Source organism: Paraburkholderia agricolaris, from assembly GCF_009455635.1.
Taxonomy (GTDB): domain Bacteria; phylum Pseudomonadota; class Gammaproteobacteria; order Burkholderiales; family Burkholderiaceae; genus Paraburkholderia; species Paraburkholderia agricolaris.
In genome coordinates, this window is the sequence record NZ_QPER01000002.1 from 1389217 (window position 1) to 1409630 (window position 20414).

A 20414-nucleotide genomic window follows, 5' to 3' on the forward strand; every position below is an offset into this window, starting at 1 on the left:
GAGTGAACGATATGAAGTTGAGCAAGCTTGTTATTGTGGTCGCGGTAGCTGCAACCAGTTTTGGCGCGCAGGCACAAGTGGCCGGCACGCAGCCCTTGAGCGTCACGGTCGAGCAATCGAATGCGCTGCTGAGCGGCTGGAGTGTGAAGAAGAGCATTCTCGGCAAGGGCGTGTATAACGACCAGAACGAAAAGATCGGTACGATCCGCGATCTGGTGGTCGCTCCCGATGGTTCGCTGTCCGCCGCCATTGTCTCCGCCGGCGGATTCCTCGGCGTGGCGTCGCATGACGTAGCCGTGCCTATCGCCGCACTGGATATTCGTTCGGGGAATTTCTATCTGGCAGGCGCGACGAAAGATGCATTGAAGGCGACGCCCGCGTTTCAGTACAACAAGGTTCAGGCGCCGCCGAAGCCTAAAAAGCTGACTGGCCAGTAATGTGTCGAGCCGGCGAGTTCGCCGGCCGGCTCGCAACAGACGGCTCCTGAATCACGTAGCAAAAGAAACAGCAAACGAAAACGGCGCTCGCGGCGCGAATCGGTAGCTTGCCAAAACCGATTCACGTACGCGGCGCCGTTTTTTATAGGGTTGGCGACCGGGGGCATTAAGCGCGCTTCAAATCCGGCCCGCTTAACGACGGTTCTATTGCCACACGCTTATGCTTCCAGCGCGAGCGTGGCGAACGTGCCCAGCCAATGTTCGCCCATGTAGTCGCCGGCCACGTGCGGCAGGGCGCTCTGAAGATGACGTTCGGCCGAATCGAACAATACGGTGCGGCGCACGTCGCCGGCCGGCAATGCGCGCGCCAGCGAACGCTGGCACCACGCGCGGCTCAGGTTCAGGCCATCCAGGTGGGCAATCTTGCCGTCGGTGCGATCGGTCACGGTGACAGGTTCGAACAGCGTGGCCGGGTTCTTCGCGCCGAGATCCGGCAGAAAGCGCCTGAACCATTCGCTGAATTGCGCGGGCGGCAACACCCGCCGCATCAATTCCGCTTCCATCAGCGAAGGCGACAGGAACTCGTCGCCGGCCGGCTCCCAGGCCTGACACGCGACATCGTTCAGGAACCAGCGCTCCGCCGTGTTGACCAGCAGCGCTTCGAGCGATTCACGCGAGGTTTGCCGCGCGAAATCGAGCGTGAGCGCAAGCGCGAATGCCATGTTGAAGTGCGTGCCGACGCGCAACGGGTAGGTCGCTTTCGGCAGAAATTCCTCGAAGCGCTCGACAAAGGCCTCGGTCAAGGGCGCAAAAACCTTGGACCAGCGCGCCGCTTCCGATAGCTTCAGCGTGTGCAGTTGCGCGCTTAGTGCAAGCAGCCAGGCCCATCCATACGGGCGCTCGAAACCGCGGTTATGCGCCAGATCGAGATACGCCAGCTCGCCGGCCACATTTGCCGGGGTGAAATGCTCGTCGACCACCGCGACAATGCGCGCTGCTTCAGGCAGATCGGGGAAGCGGTCGAGCAGATGCAGGATGAGCCAGTAACCATGCACGCACGAATGCCAATCGTAGCTGCCGTAAAAAATCGGATGCAGCGCGCGCGGGCCCTGCACGTCTTGCGGACCGGCAAGCGAATGGGTCAGCTTGTTCGGATACTCGCGCGTGAGATGGGCGAGTGCGAGATTGGCGAATTTAGACGCGAATTCGGGCGTGAGTTGAACAGTCATCGGCGCCTCCTCAAAAGCGGAATACAAACAGGTACAACAGTATGGTATTGACGATCAGCAATAGTAAAGCAGTTGGCCACTGAGCCTTGATCACGCCATTCTGGTCTTTCAGTTCAAGCAGCGCGGCCGGCACGATATTGAAGTTGGCGGCCATTGGGGTCATTAAAGTGCCGCAGAAGCCGCACAACATGCCGATCGCACCGAGAATGGCCGGGTTGCCATGGAACTGATGCACGATCAATGGCAGGCCGATGCCGGCTGTCATCACCGGAAACGCGGCAAACGCGTTACCCATGATCATCGTGAAGATCGCCATGCCGAATGTATAAGCTGCGACCACTGCGAAAGCGGAGTCGACCGGAATCCACGTTTTCACGAGATCCGACACGACGTGGCCCACACCGGCAATCGCAAACAGCGCGCCGAGGGCGGCCAGCATCTGCGGCAGAATCGCGGCCCAACCCACGGTATCCATGGTGTGCCGCGCGTCTTTCAGCGCATGCACCGGCGAGTCGCGCAACATAAACAGCGCGGCGCCGAAGGCGACCAGCGTGCCCAGCACCAGTGAAATCAGCGTGACGTTCTTCGGCTCGACGAACGGTACATATTTCAGCGTCAAGGTGCCGAGCAGGGTAATGACCGGAATCAGCAGCGCCGGGATGAAAAGCTTATTGCCGAAGCGCCGTGCGTTGGCTTCGCGGCGCGTGGCGGCCGCTTCGCTATTGCCGTTGGTTTTGCCTTTGCCGAGCTTGCCGGACCCGGCGATCAGGGCGAGTGCAATCGCGAGACAGCCGGTCACGAAATGCGGCAGTTCTCCGCCGAACATAAAGGTGATTGCGTAGATACCCCAGAACAGAAAGTTGACGATACGGCGTGGGTTCGAGCGGTCTTGCAGATTGAAGAGCGCGAACGCGGCAAACATCAAACCGGCCAGCACGTAGAGGGATTCGAGCTTGATCATCATCGTGCAATACCTCGTTGCTGTCCCGACGCCGCGCCCAGCGCATTCATCTTGTGCGAGAGATTGCGATCGAGCAGCATCAGGCGCACGACGTGAATTATGAGTGCCGCCACCGCCGTGGGAATCGCCCATACGGACACGTGCAAGGGCTCGACGACGATGCCGTTCTGTTCGAGAAAACCTTTGATCAGCAGGATCGACTGGATCGCAATGAAAATATCTTCGCCGAAGAACACGGCAATATTGTCGACCGCCGACGCATTCGCGCGGATCTGCTGACGCACCGCGTCGGGCAGTTCGCCATAGCGGTTCGCGGCGGCCGCCTCGGCCATCGGCGCGATCAGCGGACGCACCATCTGCGCATGGCCGCCGAGCGAAGTGAGCCCAAGCGCGGCGGTGATCTGGCGAATCACGAAATAGAGCATCAGCACGCGGCCCGTGGTGGCGGCGTGCAGGCGCGAAATCAGGTGTTTGGCCTGTTCTTTCAGGCCGTTGCGTTCGAGCAGCGCGATCACGGGCAGCGTGAGCCAGATCAGGCCCATGTAGCGGTTATCGGCGAATGCCTTGCCGAACGCGCTGACGATCTCCACCGGTTGCAAGCCCCCGGCGATGCCGGTGGCGATTCCCGCGATCGTCACCACCAGTAGCGCATTGAAGCGCAATGCGAAGCCGAGTACGACGATCGGCACGCCAATTAAGACCCACATGCTGTTCTCCTGTGTCGCTGCTATGTCGTTGTTTTGCCGCTGTGCGTGTTGTTTCAGATGCCTCGCGCAGACTGGTTGCACCCGTGATGCGACGGGTTGCGCCAGGTTGCAATGATGCGCGGGCGACGAAATCTAACACGATAATTTATCGATAAATAGTCGACAAAATGCGTTTTTCGGGTAAACGCCAGGTGGCAGGCTGATGGGCCGGTGAGTTTGCAGGGGGAACGGGATTCGCTGTTCGGGAGGCGTGGCTCAAGCCGGTAGCGTGTCTCGCGTCGGCAGGGCACGGCGCGGCACGACACAGCGCGGCACGGCGGAGTTCGGTTTCGCGCCGCGTCGCGCGTTCAGGCTGGCAGCGCGTTGTTCTTCAGACAGTCGATGAAATATTCCGCCGCATCGCCCAGCACGCCATCCTTGCGATGAATCAGGCTGAGCGCGAGGGGCGGCAGTGCGAAATCGAGCGCGACGCGTTCCAGCGTCCCGCACTCGATTTCCTCGTTCAACTGGAAATCCGGCCAGACACTCACCACGCCAGCTTCGCTGGCGAGCTCGGCATAGAGCCGCCGCGCGGTGCAGACCGTGATCTTCGAAGGCGGGGCCAGCGTCCCGCCTGTATCACCCGCGCGCGCGGTTAACGCGGCCCAGAATGCGGGCACGCTCTTGCGCGTGTAGTTGTAGAGCCAGTGCGCTTCCCGCAAACCAGCAAGCTGTGTTGCGCCGGCCAGCGGATCGCCCGACCTGACCGCCAGCGATTGCGACACCTTGCCGAGCGGTGTTACGCGGAACTCGTTGCTGGGGTCCCCTTCGCCGGTAAAACCGATGCACATGTCGAATGAGCCGTCGCGCAGGCCGTCGATGAGACGCGTGGTCTGGTACTCGTGCACGTCGAGCTGCACATCGGGAAATCGCTTGCGGAAAGCGTGAATTGCTTCAGGCACGACGATCGACGCCGCGAGCAGCGACACGCCGATCTCGAGTGTTCGCCCGGCCGACGACTTCATCTCCTCCAACTCCTGCTCGGCCCGCGCGATCTCGGTCACGATAGTCCGCGCACGCCGGAGCAGTGCTTCGCCATACGGTGTCAAACGAATCCCCGAGCCACTGCGCAACAGCAGTTGCACGCCGAGGCGCGCCTCCAGTTCCTTGATGCTCTTGGTGACGGCCGGCTGCGACAGGCACAGCGCGTCGGCGGCGGCCATCAGCGTGCCGTGCTCGGCAATCGCCACGAGGGTGCGTAATTGAGTGGTTTTCATGGTGTCCGCGGCCCATAAGCGTTGGCTATGTACATAAAAAACTGGAAATTGACCAGTCGCGGGGCTGGCTAGTATAGCCACTCCGCCGCTGTTCACGAGGCGCGCGGCCGGCAGCACTCAAGACAAGGAGCGAAAGTGGGACTGAACGTTATCGATGCGGACATCGACGAACTGGTGGCATTGCGGCGAGACATTCACGCCAATCCGGAGACGGCCTTCGACGAGACACGCACAAGCGAACTCGTCGCCGCGAAACTGCGCGCCTAGGATATCGAAACATACACAAGTATCGGCAAAACGGGCGTGGTCGGCGTCATTCGTGGCACGCGTACGACGCCCGGCATGGGGCGCACCATCGCATTGCGCGCCGACATGGATGCGCTGCCGATGGAAGAAGAGGGCCGTCCGTTGCACCGCTCGTTGCGGCAAGGGGTATTTCACGGTTGCGGCCATGACGGCCACACCGCGATGCTGCTCGGCACGGCACGCCATTTCAGTCGTCATCGAGATTTCGCCGGGACGCTCGTGCTGATTTTCCAACCCGCCGAGGAAACCGGCGGTGGTGCGCTGGCCATGCTGGCCGACGGGCTCGAAAGCCGTTTTCCGTACGACGAGATCTACGGCATGCACAATGCGCCGCATTTCGCACCGGGTACGTTCGGCGTACGCGACGGCGCCATGCTGGCGTCGTGCGACGAGATGCGGATCGACGTGACCGGCGTTGGCGGTCATGGCTCGTCGCCTGAAAAGACCCGGGACCCGATCGCGGCTGCCGCACAACTCATTTGCGCGCTGCAGACTGTGGTGAGCCGCGCGATCGATCCTGCTTCGGCTGTCGTACTCAGCATCGGCAGCATTCATGCGGGCACCACGTCGAACGTGATTCCTTCGCATGCGCAGATGACGGGCACCATGCGCACGTTCGACGAAAGCGTGCGCGAACGGATGAAGGCGCGCATCGAGTCGATCTGCGCGGGCGTCGCGCTCGCGACCGAATGCGAGATCGCGGTGACGTTCTATGGCAGCTCGCCCGCGACGATCAATCATCGTGTGCAGGCCGAAGCTGCGGCAGCAGCGGCGGAGGAAGTGTTCGGCGCGGAGAACGTGCTGCGCGATTTTCCGCCGCTCAACGGCTCCGAGGACTTCTCTGAGTTTCTATTGCGTCGCCCCGGCGCCTATGTGCTGCTTGGCCAGGGCGGGGTCTATTGCCATCACCCCGAGTTCGATTTCAACGACGAAGTGCTGCCGCTCGGCGTGCGCTTCTTCGTGACGTTGGCCCTCGCGCGTCTCGACGCCTAGCCCGTCCTTTCGCATCAGCCGCATCGGCCGCATCACAAATACAGCCACTTGTTCCAGTCAGGAGACACCTATGAAGCAGCGCTTGCTGCCGGCACTCGCTGCCGCCGCCCTTGCCCTTGTTGCCGCCCAGCCGGCGCAGGCCGAAACCTTGCGCTTCGGCACCGATCCGACCTATCCGCCGTACGAATACAAATTGCCGAGCGGCCAGCTCGTGGGGCTCGACATCGAGATCGGCAATAGCCTGTGCGCTGCCGCGCATGTGAAATGCGAATGGGTGGAGGGCAGTTTCGACGGACTGATCGCCGGGTTGCAATCGCGCAAATTCGATGCGATCAATGCGTCGCTTGCGGCCACGGCTTCACGACGCGCGGTGATGGATTTCACGACGCCGCTGTATCCCGCGGATATTCGCCTCGTTGCCGCGAAGACCGCTCACTTGCAGCCCAATGGGACGTCGCTGGCCGGCAAGCGTATCGGCGTGCTGCAAGGTTCGACGCAGGCGGTGTTCGCGAAGCAGAACTGGGCTACGCACGGTGTGTCGATCGTCGAGTATCAGGATCAGAACAGCGTGTATGCCGACCTGCTGAACGGACGGCTCGACGGTACACTGGTCGTCGGCGCCGCCGCTCAACTGGGTTTCCTTGCAAAGCCGGAGGGCAGGAATTTCGAACTGGCCGGGCCGCAGATCGTCGATCCCGCGATGCTCTCCGCAAGCAGCGTGATCGGCGTGCGCAAGACCGACGCGCACACGCTGCAGATGCTCGACGCAGCGATCGCTCAACTCAAGCAGAACGGCACGATAGAGCGGCTCACGCACAAATACCTGGACGCAGGGGCCAGTACGAAGTAAACGTCGCATCCACCAGTTGCGCTGTTGCCGGCGCGCGAGACCCGCCTCGCGCGCGGCATGGCGTTCGACCTCTACCTGCTGAACCACACCATGAAACGACACGCACTATTGGGCTGCGTGCTGAGCGCGGTCGCGCTCGGCGCACACGCAAGCGACGACACCAGCATTACGCTATTCGGCATCATCGACCAGGGCATTGTCTATACCCCGAACCAGGGCGGCTCACGCGCGGTCCAGATGGTTAGCGGTACCACGGCGCCAACCAAATGGGGCCTGCGCGGCACCGAAGATCTCGGCGGCAGCAACAAGGCGCTGTTCATGCTGTCCACCACTTTCTCCGCTAATAACGGCACTTCGTGGCCGAGCGGCCGGATGTTTGGCGACTACGCATGGCTCGGTCTCGCGAATGACCGTCTCGGTACACTCAAACTCGGCCGTCAGTCGGATTCGATGATCGCTTATCTCGGCGACTTCTCCGCGGTCGGCAGTTGGGGCGGAACGTTCTTTGCGCACCCGTTCGACAACGACAATCTGTGGGACTCTTTCCTGCTGAACAATGCGGTGCGATACGAGAGCATCAGCGTTGCCGGATTTGACGTCGGCGCCACCTATGCATTCAGCAACAAGGCCGGGTCGAGCTCGGGAACTGGCTCGGGTTTCGCCGACAACCGCGTCTGGGAAGCCGCCGCACGCTATCGGGCCGGTCCGTTCAGTGCCGCGCTTGTCTACGAACAGCTCGACCATCCAGGCGACGACGGCGCTGGCACCCTGGGTGCGGTAGATGCGGCGGACGCGAATTTCACATCGAACGGGCAGCGCATTTATGGCATCGGTATTGGCTATGCGTTCCAGCGTGCGGAACTGCATGCCAACATCACGCGCACGACATTGTCGGAGCCCACCAGCGAGTACCAGAGCCCGGGCTTTGACGGCGCGAGTTCGATGAGCTTCGACAATGTCGAAATCAATGCGGTCTATCATCTGACGCCCACCTTCAGCGTTGAAGGTGCGTACACCTACACGGCGGCCAAAGTGAACGGCAGCGCGCCACACTGGAACCAGCTCGGGCTAGTGGCCGAGTATGCGCTGTCGCATCGCACCAGTGTCTATGCGCAAGGCGTTTATCAACGCGTCACCGGGGATGGGTCGCCGTTCGCGCACGCGCAGATCAATACGCTTTCGCCTGCCTCAGGCGACGTTCAGTCGGTAGTCGGAATCGGATTGCGGCACTTCTTCTAACGTGCGCGAATTCATATCTATTTGGAAAATGAATATAGTCCATCGCAACATTTAATTTGTAGATACTGCCGTTGTCCGATATGGTGCAGTGACCTATTCCATACAGGGCCATTGCAGCGCGACGAACGCTATCCGATCAGGGCGCGCCGGATGAGTCCTCGAGTCCTGATTTGCAGAGGCAGAACCATGTTCGACCGCGTATTCGTCAATGCCGTAGACGCCGACGGCAATCCGCTCAACTTCGCTGTGCGTGAGGGCCGTTTGGCCGGCATCGGTCCGGTGCGTCCGCAGACCGACGGTGCGGAGATCGTCGATCTGGAAGGACATCTGGTGTTGCCCGGATTTGTCGATGGCCATATTCACCTCGATAAAAGCTTCGTGGGCGACCGCTGGCGTCCGCATCGGCACGTCGGGAGCCTGCGTGAGCGTCTCGCTATCGAAAAGCAGGAACTGGCAAGTGCCGCGCCTATCGTCGAGCGTGCCGACGCACTGATTCGCCAGGCCGCGTCGTTCGGCACGATTGCGATGCGCAGCCATGTCGACGTCGACGCAACGACGGGACTGACCAATCTGCATGCCGTGATGGAAGCGCGGGAGAAATGGCGCGGCGTTGTGGATATCGAACTCGTCGCGTTCCCGCAGGCGGGCGTCGTATCGTGCCCCGGCACGGCGGAAATTCTCGATGCGGCAGCCCGCGAAGGGGCACAGGTCGTGGGCGGTATCGATCCGACCACGCTGGATGGTGACGCTGAGGGTCAACTCGACATTGTCTTCGGCATTGCTGAAAAGCGCGGCGTGAAAATCGATATTCACCTCCATGAACCGGGGCAGCAAGGTATCGATCAGCTGCACCGTATTGCCGCGCGTACCAAGGCGTTGGGATTGAACGGCCGGGTCTCGGTGAGCCACGCCTACGGGCTCGGCGACGTCGCGCCCGAAGTGGCCGATCGTATAGCCGCTGCGCTTGCCGAAGCCGGTGTATCGATTATGACGAATGCTCCCGGCGATCGGGCGTTCCCGCCGATCCTGCAACTGCGCGCAGCAGGGGTGCGCGTGTTCACCGGTAACGACAACATTCAGGACGCGTGGTGGCCGTATGGCAACGGCGACATGTTGCAACGAGCCATGCTGGTTGGTTACCGCTCCGGTTTCTATACCGACGAAGAACTGCGCGTTGCGCTGCACATGGCGACGGAAGCGGGCGCTGCGGTGCTGGAGAAAAGTGGCTACGGACTGAAGGTCGGTCATGAGGCGACCTTCGTCGTGGTGAAAGCGCCGAACGCCGCGGCTGCCGTCGCTGCCGTACCGGCTGATCGGGCCATTGTCCGAAGCGGGCAATTCTGGGGCGATGCGTCCCGTCTGCAGTTCAAGGTCATGACGCCAGGATCTGGCATCGTCGCCTGAAAATGCCGTCCGGCAGGGAGCCGATACATGGCGTGCGCGCCGGCATCGGAACATCAACGTGAATTATCAAGGAGAGTGGCGAATGTCACGGAGCACTTACTATGCACCTCACGGCGGTCATCCCGCCCAGACCGAACTGCTGACAGACCGCGCGATGTTTACCGAAGCGTATGCGGTCATTCCCAAAGGCGTTATGCGCGATATCGTCACCAGCCATCTGCCTTTCTGGGAGAAGACCCGCCTGTGGGTACTGGCGCGCCCGCTGTCCGGATTTGCCGAGACGTTTGCGCAGTACATCATGGAAGTCGGCGCCGGCGGCGGCAGCGAGCATCCCGAACAGGACGAGAACGCCGAAGGCGTACTCTTTGTTGTCGACGGTGAAATCGAAGTCACGCTGCACGGCGCCGCGCATGTTCTGAAGCCCGGTGGCTACGCGTTCATTCCACCCGGCACGGACTGGTCGTTGCGCAATCGCAGCGGCGACACGGCCCGTTTCCACTGGATTCGCAAGCACTATGAGCGCGTTGAGGGTCTGCCGCTGCCGGAGGCCTTCGTGACGAACGAGCAGGACATCGAGCCGATCCCCATGCCCGGCACCGACGGCCGCTGGGTGACGACGCGCTTCGTCGACATGAACGACATGCGCCACGACATGCACGTCAACATCGTCACGTTCCAGCCTGGCGGCGTGATTCCGTTCGCCGAGACCCACGTGATGGAGCACGGCCTGTATGTACTGGAAGGCAAAGCGGTTTATCGATTGAACCAGGACTGGGTCGAAGTCGAGGCCGGTGACTTCATGTGGTTGCGTGCCTTTTGCCCGCAGGCCTGCTACGCCGGCGGACCCGACCGTTTCCGCTACCTCCTGTACAAGGACGTCAACCGGCATATGAAGTTGACGCTCAACGCTCCGCGATAAAACCGCTCCGGCCTCAATAGTGGCTGCCTCGCCACAGCGTTGGCGGGGTTTCCAGCAGATGACGCAGACCTGCGCGGTCGAACGCGAGATCCGCAGCCGCCGTCACTCGTTCGAGAATGCCGCCTTCGTCGACCGACAGCACCCGGTAGTTCTCCATCAGAATTCTGCCGCCGACCATCGTCATGCACACGTCGCCGGCATTCGCGAAGCAGGTGACGCGATGAACGGGCATATTCATCGGCATGAGGTGCGGTTTATAGAGGTCGATCAGAATGATGTCGGCCAGCTTGCCCGCTTCGAGCGAACCGAGTTCATGATCGATCGACAAGGCTTTGGCGGCGTCGATCGTGACCATTTCGAGCACCTTGCCGTGCGGCAGGATGTCCGGGTCACGAAAATGACGACGGTGGTAATGCATGCATTGCCACATGTGGCGGAACATGTCGTAGCCGCGATCGGGCGCCGCGCCATCCGAGCCGATCGCCACCGTCACGCCGGCGTCGATGAGTTCCGGCACAGGACAACGGCCGATAATCGACATGATCGCGCTTGGGTTATGCACGATCGAGGCGCCTGTTTCGACGCACGCGGCGATGTCCGCGGCGTTCAGATCGATGGCGTGCGACATGAACGACTTCGCGTTCAGCAGTCCCAGTTCCCGATGTGCGAAATCCAGCGTGCCGGTGCGGTGACCATCCTGCGTCAGGCTTAGGCCGCGTTCCTGGGCCAACTCCGCGTAGCGCCCGGCTTGATGCCGGAAAACCTGTTCGTGTGCCGCGTGCTCCGGGTAGTGCTGCGGTGCATAGACGGGCAGCGTCAGCGCAATCTGGATGCGGCCATTGGCGTCGCCATGGCATGCGTCGACGATGTCCTTGCATACGTCGTACATTTGCTCGAAATCGATCTCGCGCGTCACGCTGCCGTTCGCATCGTGCCGGGTGTAGGCGCGCGGCTCGGGCGGTCGCGAGGGTCCCACCGCGACGATCGAGCGAGTGCCCGTTTTAACCACCGCGTCACAGTGGCGCCGCGCATAGACGGGGTCGTCGACGCGCATGATCGAGTCTCCGCCGCCGAGCAGCGACACGCCTGTCGTCACGCCGGCCTTCAGGCGCTCCAGTGCCGCAAGATGCGATTCCATTTCCCAGAACGTTTCGTCCGAGGCGCGTGTATAGATCGCCTCGCACGCCGCCGACCACGCATTGCCGTTCGCGCCGCCTATGGTTCTGAGCATGGCGTGACCGGCGTGGGCATGAGCGTCGATCAGGCCTGGCAGAACGGCTTTGCGGCGGGCATCGACCACGCGGTCTGCCTGGTACTGCTGCGCAAGTGCGCGAGTCTCGCCGACGGCGACGATGCGATCGCCCCTGATTGCCACCGCGCCGTCTTCGATAACGTGGCGTGCGGGATCGAGCGTAATCACGCAGCCGTGTTCGATCAGTATGTCGACCTGTTGCTTATCGTTCATATACGGGTTCTTCGTGTGAGGTTGCTCGTGCGCCGTTACACCATTACACCGTTACACAGCATCGACCAGTTCGCCGTTACGCGCGACGATGCGTCCATTCGCCAAGACCAGGCGGCGTTTGGGCCGGCTAACCACGGCCTGCGCGACGGATTGAGCATCGACCAGCACCAGATCCGCGCGTGCGCCGACGTGCAGACCGTAGTCGCTGAAACCGCAACCTTGGGCGGCCGCGTTGCTCACGCAGTCGAACGCAATCGCGATGTCGTCGTCGCGTCGCAAGTCGTAACGCATGCCGATCAGCATTGCGCGTTCGAGCATGTCCGGTACGCCATACGGTGACCAGGTGTCGCGAATGCCATCGTTGCCGCCGAAGATGGTGATGCCTTTGTCTCTGCAAAGCTTGAGCGGTGGAACCGGACGGGACGGCGGCGCGCTGGTCAGAAGCGCCACGCGCAGATGCGCGATCCGCTCCAGCAGCGCGTCACGTTCACGTTCCGGCAAGGCGCCGAGGCAGAACGCGTGGCTCACGACCACCTGGGCTTGCATGCCCATCGCCTCGACGCGATCGAGCAGCAGTTTCAGCGTGAATGCGCCGACTTCGCCGGGTTCGTGCAGATGAATGTCGATTGGCTTGTGATAGCGTTCCGCTAGCTCAAACGTCGCGTTCAGCGAGGCGACGGGATCGCCGTCGATCAAGGCGGGATCGAGCGCGCCAAGCACGTCGGCGCCTGCGGCGAGCGCGCTGCCGAGCAGTTCGACCGTGCCGGGGCGGATCAACATTCCCGATTGGGGAAATGCAACGATCTGCATGTCCAGCACATCGCTCAGTGTCTGCCGTGTGCTGAACACGCCATCGAGGTAACGCAGCCGCGCATCGGTATCGATATCGACGTGAGTGCGCAGGCGCGTCGTGCCTGCCTGCACGAATGCCCGTGCCAGCGCGAGCGACTGGGTGGCCGCATCGTGCCCCGACGTTTTGCGCCATTCGCGCTCGTTGCTGATCCGGTCGGTTAGCGCCGGTCCAACCTCGTTGCGATACCACGACTGGCCCCAGTTGGTTTTGTCGATGTGCGTATGCCCTTCGACAAAACCCGGCAACAGCAACGCGCCGCCGCCGTCTTCAACGAGCCCGCCGGGTTGCGCTTCGACCTGCGCGCCGAGTGCCGCGATGCGGCCGTCGGCGATGGAAACGGAAACCGGTTGGCCGTCAGCCAGCCGGACATTGGAGAGAAGCAGGGAGCGGGTCATATTGGTCATGCCGATTCGACGGAAGTGGCGGAGCTAGTAATAGGGGGCCGCAGCGCGCGCTGCGCGGCGCTGATCGCGATGAACACCACGGCGTTGGCGAACAACGCGACGAGCCCCGTATTGATGGAAGTGAAGGCGATGGGCGCGGATGGGAAAACAGAGGCAAGCGTCATGCCGCGCCAGTTCACCAGCGCCAGCACGACGGCGCCCGCGAAGATGCCGCCGAATGCCGCTTCCCGCGTGCCGAATGGGCGCTTGAGGAAACTCGAGGCGAGCATGGGTACGAGTTGCGTCAGCAGGCTCGACGAGAAGATCGCGAGGGCGACAAAGTTCGAACCGCCATGCAGCACGAAGTAAACGACAACCAGCGTGAACAGCGGCAACGCGATTCGAGCGACACGCGCGACTTGCCGGTCGCTTGCCTGCGGTGCGAAGCCTTCGCGGTAGATGTTGCGTGCAATCATCGTCGACGCATTGAGCATGATCAGCGAACCGGGTACGAGCGCGGTGAGCAGACCCGCGCCGCCGACGATCCCGACGAACCACGAGGGGAAGGTCTGCTTGACGAGCCGCAGCAGCGCGAGATCGGTTTGCGCGCCTTCGAGCCCATGCACGGTCAATACGGCGGCGAAACCGACGAGGAACAGAAACGCGATCAACACCTGGTAGATCGGCATCAGCATGGTGTTCTTGCGCAGCGCCGACGCGTCGCGCGCCACGTAGACGGCAGTGAAGCCGTGCGGATACAGATAATAGCCAAGCGACGTCAACAGCAGCGTCGAGTTATACCAGCTCAGATTGAAACCACGCTCCGGCATGCGCAGCAGTTCCGGATGCACGGCGTCGATGCGCGCGAACATTTCGCCGAAACCGCCGAAGTAGTGTAGCGGCAAATAGGTGCCGAGGAAGATCGCGAGACCGAGGATCAGCACGTCCTTGAAGATCGCAATGCTGGCGGAACCGTGGATGCCTGACACGCTCATGTACAGGACCATCAGTGTCGCGCTGATCCAGATGGCCGTGTCCTGCGAGATCAGGCCATATGACATCTCGGAGACGATAATGCCGAGACCGCGCAACTGGATGATCAGCAGCGACACCATCGCGAAGACGGCCACGATCGACACCAGCACGCCGATGGCGCGACTGTTGTACTTCGAGGCGAAATAATCCGCGAACGATACGAGGCCGTGGTCTTTCGCGTAGCGCCAGATGGCGGGCAGCATCCAGTAGCCGAACATGTACGCCAGACAGCCGTACGACAGGATGTAGAACGCCGGCACCCCTTTGCTGTAGGTCCAGCCGCTCGCGCCGAGAAACGAGAAGGTCGAGAAAGCCTCACCGGCCATCAGCAGGAAGGTCAGCAGCGACCCGAAGCCGCGTCCACCCACCGCCCATTGTTCCAGACTGAGGGTCTTGCCGCGCCGCGCATACAGGCCAACCGCCAGCGCGAAGAGGGCAAACAGAACGATGATGACGAGTGCCGCGTTCATTGTCCGTCTCCCGTGCGCTCGCTCGCGCGCGCTGCTTCGTCGCGGTTGTCGAGGCAATAGATGATGGCGAGGATGGCGGCCGTTGCGGCCATCCAGAGCAGATTCCATACGAGCAGGAACGGCAGGCCGAACAGGAGTGGCGTAGCGGCGGCGAGTGAGCCGCCCGAATAGATGCCGATGAACGGCAGCGCCGCCAATAGAAAGCGCAGTTTCATGGAATTCTTCCCGAGGAGTCGTGGGTATCGCGTCAGAACTTCTGACGCAGGCCGGCGACGAACGCCCGTAGCGGCGTTGCCGGCGACGGCGCTGCGGTGCCGTCGATCCGTGCACGACCAATGCCCACGAGGGGTTTCTTCCTGCGGTTGCTCAACTGCGGTTTCTTCATGACTGTCTCCGGGTATTTGTCTCGTCGAGGGCTTTCTTTCGCCGGCGCGGCGGTGCCGAGCCGTGTTGCGCCCACATTCGAGTTCTTTTTGTCTGATGTTTGGGTGCGGTGGCCGGCTGTTGAATGGCCACCGCATCGGCATCGCTGGATGTTATCCATCTCGCCCGGCATTCAAAAATTAAATGTTCAAATGCCTGTCAGTTGAAAATCGAATACTATTAATCCGATTCGAGCAGGGCAGTCATATGCGGCTCACAAGCCCCGTGCGCGATTGCCAGCCTGCTTGATGCGTGATAGAAGTCAGCGTCTGCATTCAAAGATCAAATGATTCGATGAAACACAACGCCAAAGCACGTACACCGTTGTTCGATCTGGATCTGCTGAAAGCCATTGTCATGGTGGCCGATTGCGGCACCTTCACGGCGGCTTCCGCACGGCTTCATTCCACGCAGTCCACCGTGAGTCAGAAGGTGCGGCGCCTCGAGGATATGGCAGGGCACAAGCTACTTGAGCGCGGCAGTCGCGACGTGAGTCCGACCGATGCCGGCGAAACCTTGCTCGCCTATGCGCGCCGGATGCTTGCTCTGAACGACGAAATGATCGAGGCGCTGTCGGGCGCAACGGTGGGACTGACGGTCCGCTTGGGCGTGCCGGAAGATTTTGTCGGCGGACCGACCACCCATATGCTCGCCGTGTTTAACCGCAAGCATCCGCAGGTCAAGCTGGAAGTCACCAGCGGATTGAGCCGCGATCTGACCAATAGCTACGATCGTGGCGATCTCGATCTGATACTCATCAAGCAGCGGCGCAACAGCCGCGAGACGGTTGCCTGCTGGCCGGAGCAATTGAGGTGGATCGACAGTGCGAAGAGTCCGTCGATCCAGCTCGATCCGATTCCCCTCGTCGCGTTTCCGCCGCGCGGCCTGTATCGCGACGACATGACCAATGCGATTGAAGGGATCGGACGCCGCTGGCGGCTCAGCTTCATTAGTTCCAGTTTGAGCGGAATTCAGGCGGCGGTTGCCGACGGTCTCGGGATCAGTCTGCTTCCTGCGCGCGCCGTGACGGCGGACCATGCTGTGCTGACACCGAAAAGCGGGCTGCCTGCAATTGAAACCATGGATATCGCGCTGCTTCATCGCCCGACCGCCGATGCCGCCGTCAAGGAACTCGCGCGTGCGTTGGCCCGAATGTTGGGGGCGCAGCGGCGGTGAAGCACTCGAACACGGCCTAAAACAACTCCAGAATCCGGTGATACATCATCCCAAGTTCCAGAGCCGGTCCGCGCAACGCCGGCCCACCCGGAAAGCGCGCATGCCGTAATTGAGCGAACAGATCGAAGGCCGCAGTCTCACCGGCCATGGCCTTCGCAACGACGCGCCCGGCGATTCCGGTCAGCGCCACGCCGTGACCGGAAAACCCCTGCACGTAGAAGTAATTCGGGTCGATCGAGCCGAAATCGGGCGCCCGATTGCGCGTCACGTCGACAAAACCACCCCACGCATAGTCGATTCGCACGTCGTCGAGTTGCGGAAACACGCCAGTCATGCGCTGGCGAATCTCTTCGCCGAGTTGCGCGGGTGACGCACCGGTCGAACTCGCGCGTCCACCGAACAGCACCCGATGATCCGCCGACAAACGGAAGTAATCGAGGAAGAAGTTGTTGTCGCAAATCGCTTCGCGCCCTTTGATCAGGGCGTCCGCGCGCTCCTTACCGAGCGGCTCCGTGGCGACGATATACGACGCGATCGGCGCGATACGTGCGGCCACCGGCGCGGGCAGCACGTCGCCGAGCGTGGCGTTGCCGCACGCGGCGACGAAGCGGCAGCGCACTTCGCCGCCGGCCGTTCGCACAACTGGCCGCGCGCCGCGCACAACTTCGATCACCGGCGAATGCGCGAACAATTGCGCGCCTTCACGACGCGCTGCATCGGCAAGACCGAGGCAGTATTTGAGCGGGTGCAGGTGGCCGGAGAACGGATCGTAGACCCCCGCCAGATAACGTCGCGACGCGACCCGTGAACGCACCTCATCGGTATCGAGCCACGAGAGTTTCGTGTAACCCCAGCGTTGCGAGGCCGACTCCATCCACGAACGCAAATCCGGCACGCGTTTGGGCTTGGTTGCGACCGTCAGATAACCGGCGGTGAAATCGCAATCGATGCCGTAACGTTCAATGCGCTCGCGCACCAAAGCGACGCCTTCCACCGACATCGCCCACGCGGCGCGCGCACCGTCGAGACCGAGCTGACGCTCGATGATCTCGTCTTTCGCGAAACCCACCAGCGTCTGTCCGCCGTTGCGGCCGGACGCTCCCCAGCCGGGACGGTGCGCATCGAGCACGATCACCGACAAGCCGCGCGCCCGGCACTCGAGCGCCACCGACAAACCGGCGAAGCCGGCACCGATCACGCAGACGTCTGCCTCCACAGTGCCGTCGAGCGTCGGATCGTCGGTAAGCGGCCGCGTCGCGCTCGCCTCGTAGTACGAGTTGGCGATCAGCGCATCGGCGCGGTGGTCGAGGGTGTTGAAGCCGGGAGTCGGAGCATTCATCAGAGCAGATCCTTCATTCGATACCAGGCCATCGCGAGCACGAGGGCAGGGGTGCGCAGTGTAGCGCCGCCAGGGAAGTCGCGGTGACGAATCTTGCCGAACAGATCGAAGCGCGATGCCTGGCCGTCGATCGCTTCGGCGATCAGCTTGCCCGCGAGGCCGGTGGTGTTCACGCCGTGACCGGAGAAGCCTTGAGCGAAATATACCGTAGGCGACAGGCGCCCGAAATGCGGCGCACGATTCATCGTAATGTCGACGAAACCGCCCCATGCATAGTCGATTTTGACATCGTCGAGTTGCGGGAAGGTCTTCAGCATATCGCGGCGCATCGCCTCACCGAGGTTGCGAGGCGCGAACGTCGAGTAGCTGACTTTACCGCCCCACAGCAAGCGGTTATCGGGCGCCGGGCGGAAATAGTCCAGTACGAAGCGGCTGTCGCACACGGCTGCTTTCGCCGGCATCAGCGCTTCGGCGCGATCGGGGTCGAGCGGTTCGGTGGCGATCACGTAGGTGCCGACCGGCATGATCTTGCTGGCGACATCCGGTGCGAGTTGGCCGAGATAGGTATTGCAGGCAAGCACGACGAATTGCGCATTGACCTGGCCGCGCGCGGTTTCGGCCACATGCCGGCCGTTTTCCTCGCGCAACGCGGTGACGCAACTGTCTTCGAAAATCCGTACGCCGGCGGCGCGTGCCGCACGCGCCAGGCCGAGTGTGTAGTTCAGCGGGTGCAGATGGCCGCTGTCCGCGTCGAACAGGCCGCCGAGATAGCGTTGCGATTGAACATACTCGCCGACGCCATCGGCGTCGACATAGCTGAAGCGCTCGTAACCGAAACGGCGTTGCGCTTCGTCGCGCCATTTTTGCAACGCGTTCGTATCGCGCGGCTTGTTCGCCGCCGTCAGATAACCGATGGTCAGATCGCAATCGATCTGATGCTTCGCGACGCGCTCCTTGACGATATCCAGGGTTTCGAGCCCCATGTCCCAAACACGCTTCACGTCATCCGCGGGCAAGAACTTCGCGAATGTATCGATATCGCAGGCAAAGCCGCCGATCAACTGGCCGCCGTTGCGGCCGCTCGCGGCCCAGCCGACTTTCGATGCTTCGAGTACCGCGACCGAGTGGCCGCGTTCGGCAAGATTCAACGCCGCCGAGATGCCGGTAAGGCCCGCGCCGATCACACAGACATCGACGTTGAGCGTTTCTTCGAGCGCAGGGTGGCGTGTGCTGTCGTTGGCGGTTGCTGCGTAATACGAGGCGACGTGAGGCTGGTTTGAGAATCGGAGCATAGGCAGAGCATGCAGAAGAGGCCTTGGCGCGTGGCCCGCAATAGAGCCGGGCCACGCGATGAGGCGAGTCGTGTTAGAACGCGTAGATGAACTGCGTCGCGAGCAGGTCGTTGGACTTGCCGTACGAACCGTCGTTCTTCAGGAACACCTGTTTGTTGGCCCAGTCGTGACGGTATTCCACCTTGACCGTGATCTGCTGGGTCGGGTAGAACAACAGATCGAGCGCAACGTCCTGACGGGTGGCGCCCTTGCATTCGAAGCCAAGACCGCCGCTCGCCTTCGAATTGGCGAGGCAGTCCGCACCAATACCGAAGCCGTTGGACGTGTCCATGCCATTCGAATTCAAGGCAATACCGCCACCGCCGCCGCCGTTCTTGCTGTCGACCAGCAGGTCATAACGAGCGGTCACGCCCATACGGCCCACCACCGGCATGCTGAACTTGCGGTGCGCGAGGAGCGACAGGCCGTACCACTGTGCCTGGCCACCGTTGAACGCGGCGTTCTGCTGCTGACCGTAGTCGACTTCGGCGTTGTATTGAACGTCCGCCAGCGTGTAGGCCAGGTCTGCTTCGCCGAAGAAGAACGTGCCGAACGCGCTCGGTGCCTGGCCACCCACGCCATACACCGGAATCGTATTGCCATTCACGTTCTGCGTGGCGGCCGAAAGCGTCTGACGGCCGATATTGAACGAACCGCCAATATCCAGCGCACTGGACCACGTGTAATCGACGCGCGCAGTGAAGGTCGGAATCTTGTTGCTGCTGGTGATCGGGTCGCCCAGCGCGTTCGTGCCGGTCTGTACCACGGAGCCATAGGTGCGGTACTGCTCGTTGCCCAGCATGAACTTCCATGCCCAGTTGCTGCTGTCGCCCGTGTAGTTCACGCCGACACCGATATAGCTGCCCGGATCGGAGAAGTCATACAGCAGGTTGTGCGTGAGCGTCAGCATCTGGTTCGACTGCTGCACTTCGTAGCCACCGAAGCTCGGCATCAAACCGGCCACGAAGGTCGTGGTGGCCGTCATAGGCACGGTCACGACAGCCGTATTCAGAATGTTGTTGCCGATATTGCCATGCTCGTTCTGCAGCAGCGTAATACCGTTGCCGCGGTTCGGCATCAGGGTGATCTCGGCCGACGGCGCCATCGGGCCGACACCGAAGGTCTTCTTGATATCGAGGTACAGATCGCCGAACGTGCTGTTGAAGTAGTTGTAGCTGCTTTCGTGGTTCGCGAACAGGAACGATGAACTGCTTGCCGCGCGGTTATACATGAACGTCGGATCGATATAGCCCGTCACCGACAGGCCCGCGATCGGACCGGTATTCTGCGCGTCCACCAGCGAATCGACCTTCAGCTGCTGATTGGCGATCTGCTGCTTCATCGAATCGACCTGATCGTTGGTCAGCGTCGCTTGCGCCTTGCCGTAATCCGGCGAGGAGATGTCGACCGGCGCGGCGGCCACCGCAGGAGCCGGGGCCGCGGTCGCCGTTGCCGCCGCCTTGGGTTTGGCGGCAACTTCGGAGCGTAACTGTTTCACCTCCTTTTGCAGCGCGTTCAGCTGGGCCTGGAGTGCCTTGATCTGGTCGCTGGTGGCGTCTGCCATGGCCATGCCAGGCAAACTCCCCGCCACCAACAGACAGATGAGCTTCTTTCTCATGCAAATTCTCCTTATTGGTC

Annotated in this window: 20 protein-coding genes; 8 read left to right on the forward strand and 12 right to left on the reverse strand. The window is 61.8% G+C overall.

The genetic code is table 11. The features are described 5' to 3' along the window. The first annotated feature begins 11 nt into the window (after positions 1 to 11). A complete protein-coding gene (locus GH665_RS27625; RefSeq protein WP_153140416.1) occupies positions 12 to 437 on the forward strand; it encodes a PRC-barrel domain-containing protein in 426 nt (141 codons plus the stop codon). Positions 438 to 655: 218 nt separating this feature from the next. Here the strand turns inward: GH665_RS27625 and GH665_RS27630 are convergent, their stop codons facing one another. From GH665_RS27630 to GH665_RS27645, 4 genes are all read right to left on the reverse strand, one after another. Beyond that, positions 656 to 1666: a DUF2891 domain-containing protein gene (locus GH665_RS27630; protein ID WP_153140417.1), complete on the reverse strand. Its 1011-nt coding sequence runs from the start codon at positions 1664 to 1666 to the stop codon at positions 656 to 658. A gap of 10 nt (positions 1667 to 1676) precedes the next feature. Then, positions 1677 to 2627, reverse strand: coding sequence for a DUF979 domain-containing protein (locus tag GH665_RS27635; RefSeq protein ID WP_153142328.1), 951 nt, complete (start codon positions 2625 to 2627; stop codon positions 1677 to 1679). After that, complete coding sequence (locus GH665_RS27640) at positions 2627 to 3334, reverse strand: DUF969 domain-containing protein (RefSeq protein ID WP_153140418.1); 708 nt, start codon at positions 3332 to 3334, stop codon at positions 2627 to 2629. The genes GH665_RS27635 and GH665_RS27640 overlap by 1 nt, the downstream gene beginning before the upstream one ends. A 347-nt stretch (positions 3335 to 3681) precedes the next feature. Continuing rightward, positions 3682 to 4590, reverse strand: a complete 909-nt coding sequence (locus GH665_RS27645) for a LysR family transcriptional regulator (protein WP_153140419.1) — start codon at positions 4588 to 4590, stop codon at positions 3682 to 3684. A 135-nt stretch (positions 4591 to 4725) separates the two neighbouring features. Between GH665_RS27645 and GH665_RS39695 the strand changes: the two genes are divergently transcribed. From GH665_RS39695 to GH665_RS27670, 6 genes are all read left to right on the forward strand, one after another. After that, the gene (locus GH665_RS39695; protein WP_425496056.1) at positions 4726 to 4857 is read left to right on the forward strand and encodes a hypothetical protein; all 132 of its coding nucleotides are present in this window, start codon (positions 4726 to 4728) and stop codon (positions 4855 to 4857) included. A gap of 36 nt (positions 4858 to 4893) precedes the next feature. Beyond that, the gene (locus GH665_RS27650; protein ID WP_425496057.1) at positions 4894 to 5889 is read left to right on the forward strand and encodes an amidohydrolase; all 996 of its coding nucleotides are present in this window, start codon (positions 4894 to 4896) and stop codon (positions 5887 to 5889) included. Between the two features lie 70 nt (positions 5890 to 5959). Next, a complete protein-coding gene (locus tag GH665_RS27655; protein ID WP_153140420.1) occupies positions 5960 to 6739 on the forward strand; it encodes a transporter substrate-binding domain-containing protein in 780 nt (259 codons plus the stop codon). Between the two features lie 90 nt (positions 6740 to 6829). Beyond that, complete coding sequence (locus GH665_RS27660) at positions 6830 to 7978, forward strand: porin (RefSeq protein WP_167531013.1); 1149 nt, start codon at positions 6830 to 6832, stop codon at positions 7976 to 7978. A 186-nt stretch (positions 7979 to 8164) separates the two neighbouring features. Continuing rightward, complete coding sequence (locus GH665_RS27665; protein WP_153140422.1) at positions 8165 to 9382, forward strand: amidohydrolase family protein; 1218 nt, start codon at positions 8165 to 8167, stop codon at positions 9380 to 9382. An 82-nt stretch (positions 9383 to 9464) separates the two neighbouring features. Then, positions 9465 to 10301, forward strand: a complete 837-nt coding sequence (locus GH665_RS27670) for a bifunctional allantoicase/(S)-ureidoglycine aminohydrolase (RefSeq protein WP_153140423.1) — start codon at positions 9465 to 9467, stop codon at positions 10299 to 10301. A gap of 13 nt (positions 10302 to 10314) precedes the next feature. Here GH665_RS27670 and GH665_RS27675 read toward each other — a convergent pair whose 3' ends face one another. Genes GH665_RS27675 through GH665_RS27695 form a run of 5 tightly spaced genes read right to left on the reverse strand, consistent with a single transcriptional unit; the run spans position 10315 to position 14892 of the window. Next, positions 10315 to 11766 (reverse strand): amidohydrolase family protein, encoded by a 1452-nt coding sequence (locus GH665_RS27675; protein ID WP_153140424.1) that lies wholly within the window; start codon positions 11764 to 11766, stop codon positions 10315 to 10317. A gap of 51 nt (positions 11767 to 11817) precedes the next feature. Beyond that, positions 11818 to 13014 carry an amidohydrolase family protein gene (locus GH665_RS27680; protein WP_153142329.1) on the reverse strand — a complete coding sequence of 399 codons (1197 nt, stop codon included), beginning with the start codon at positions 13012 to 13014 and terminating at the stop codon, positions 11818 to 11820. 5 nt (positions 13015 to 13019) lie between these two features. Further along, the gene (locus GH665_RS27685) at positions 13020 to 14507 is read right to left on the reverse strand and encodes a sodium:solute symporter family protein (RefSeq protein ID WP_153140425.1); all 1488 of its coding nucleotides are present in this window, start codon (positions 14505 to 14507) and stop codon (positions 13020 to 13022) included. Next, positions 14504 to 14722 (reverse strand): DUF3311 domain-containing protein, encoded by a 219-nt coding sequence (locus tag GH665_RS27690; RefSeq protein ID WP_153140426.1) that lies wholly within the window; start codon positions 14720 to 14722, stop codon positions 14504 to 14506. The genes GH665_RS27685 and GH665_RS27690 overlap by 4 nt, the downstream gene beginning before the upstream one ends. A 32-nt stretch (positions 14723 to 14754) precedes the next feature. Beyond that, the gene (locus GH665_RS27695; protein WP_153140427.1) at positions 14755 to 14892 is read right to left on the reverse strand and encodes a hypothetical protein; all 138 of its coding nucleotides are present in this window, start codon (positions 14890 to 14892) and stop codon (positions 14755 to 14757) included. A 332-nt stretch (positions 14893 to 15224) separates the two neighbouring features. On the opposite strand from GH665_RS27695, the gene GH665_RS27700 reads away from it, so the two are divergent. Next, the gene (locus GH665_RS27700) at positions 15225 to 16106 is read left to right on the forward strand and encodes a LysR family transcriptional regulator (protein WP_153140428.1); all 882 of its coding nucleotides are present in this window, start codon (positions 15225 to 15227) and stop codon (positions 16104 to 16106) included. Positions 16107 to 16122: 16 nt separating this feature from the next. Here GH665_RS27700 and GH665_RS27705 read toward each other — a convergent pair whose 3' ends face one another. The 3 genes from GH665_RS27705 to GH665_RS27715 form a co-directional block, all read right to left on the reverse strand. Then, entirely contained in the window at positions 16123 to 17445 is a 1323-nt protein-coding gene (locus tag GH665_RS27705) for an NAD(P)/FAD-dependent oxidoreductase (RefSeq protein ID WP_153140429.1), read from the reverse strand. Next, entirely contained in the window at positions 17445 to 18737 is a 1293-nt protein-coding gene (locus tag GH665_RS27710) for an NAD(P)/FAD-dependent oxidoreductase (protein WP_153140430.1), read from the reverse strand. The genes GH665_RS27705 and GH665_RS27710 overlap by 1 nt, the downstream gene beginning before the upstream one ends. A gap of 73 nt (positions 18738 to 18810) precedes the next feature. Continuing rightward, positions 18811 to 20394, reverse strand: a complete 1584-nt coding sequence (locus GH665_RS27715) for a DUF3138 family protein (protein ID WP_153140431.1) — start codon at positions 20392 to 20394, stop codon at positions 18811 to 18813. Positions 20395 to 20414: the final 20 nt, after the last annotated feature.

What these genes read in the sequence shown, in the direction of transcription:
- GH665_RS27625 (WP_153140416.1), top strand. Translation starts at nt 12, where the DNA reads ATGAAGTTGAGCAAGCTTGTTATTGTGGTCGCGGTAGCTGCAACCAGT.
- GH665_RS27630 (WP_153140417.1), bottom strand. Translation starts at nt 1,666, where the DNA reads ATGACTGTTCAACTCACGCCCGAATTCGCGTCTAAATTCGCCAATCTC.
- GH665_RS27635 (WP_153142328.1), bottom strand. Translation starts at nt 2,627, where the DNA reads ATGATCAAGCTCGAATCCCTCTACGTGCTGGCCGGTTTGATGTTTGCC.
- GH665_RS27640 (WP_153140418.1), bottom strand. Translation starts at nt 3,334, where the DNA reads ATGTGGGTCTTAATTGGCGTGCCGATCGTCGTACTCGGCTTCGCATTG.
- GH665_RS27645 (WP_153140419.1), bottom strand. Translation starts at nt 4,590, where the DNA reads ATGAAAACCACTCAATTACGCACCCTCGTGGCGATTGCCGAGCACGGC.
- GH665_RS27655 (WP_153140420.1), top strand. Translation starts at nt 5,960, where the DNA reads ATGAAGCAGCGCTTGCTGCCGGCACTCGCTGCCGCCGCCCTTGCCCTT.
- GH665_RS27660 (WP_167531013.1), top strand. Translation starts at nt 6,830, where the DNA reads ATGAAACGACACGCACTATTGGGCTGCGTGCTGAGCGCGGTCGCGCTC.
- GH665_RS27665 (WP_153140422.1), top strand. Translation starts at nt 8,165, where the DNA reads ATGTTCGACCGCGTATTCGTCAATGCCGTAGACGCCGACGGCAATCCG.
- GH665_RS27670 (WP_153140423.1), top strand. Translation starts at nt 9,465, where the DNA reads ATGTCACGGAGCACTTACTATGCACCTCACGGCGGTCATCCCGCCCAG.
- GH665_RS27675 (WP_153140424.1), bottom strand. Translation starts at nt 11,766, where the DNA reads ATGAACGATAAGCAACAGGTCGACATACTGATCGAACACGGCTGCGTG.
- GH665_RS27680 (WP_153142329.1), bottom strand. Translation starts at nt 13,014, where the DNA reads ATGACCCGCTCCCTGCTTCTCTCCAATGTCCGGCTGGCTGACGGCCAA.
- GH665_RS27685 (WP_153140425.1), bottom strand. Translation starts at nt 14,507, where the DNA reads ATGAACGCGGCACTCGTCATCATCGTTCTGTTTGCCCTCTTCGCGCTG.
- GH665_RS27690 (WP_153140426.1), bottom strand. Translation starts at nt 14,722, where the DNA reads ATGAAACTGCGCTTTCTATTGGCGGCGCTGCCGTTCATCGGCATCTAT.
- GH665_RS27695 (WP_153140427.1), bottom strand. Translation starts at nt 14,892, where the DNA reads ATGAAGAAACCGCAGTTGAGCAACCGCAGGAAGAAACCCCTCGTGGGC.
- GH665_RS27700 (WP_153140428.1), top strand. Translation starts at nt 15,225, where the DNA reads ATGAAACACAACGCCAAAGCACGTACACCGTTGTTCGATCTGGATCTG.
- GH665_RS27705 (WP_153140429.1), bottom strand. Translation starts at nt 17,445, where the DNA reads ATGAATGCTCCGACTCCCGGCTTCAACACCCTCGACCACCGCGCCGAT.
- GH665_RS27710 (WP_153140430.1), bottom strand. Translation starts at nt 18,737, where the DNA reads ATGCTCCGATTCTCAAACCAGCCTCACGTCGCCTCGTATTACGCAGCA.
- GH665_RS27715 (WP_153140431.1), bottom strand. Translation starts at nt 20,394, where the DNA reads ATGAGAAAGAAGCTCATCTGTCTGTTGGTGGCGGGGAGTTTGCCTGGC.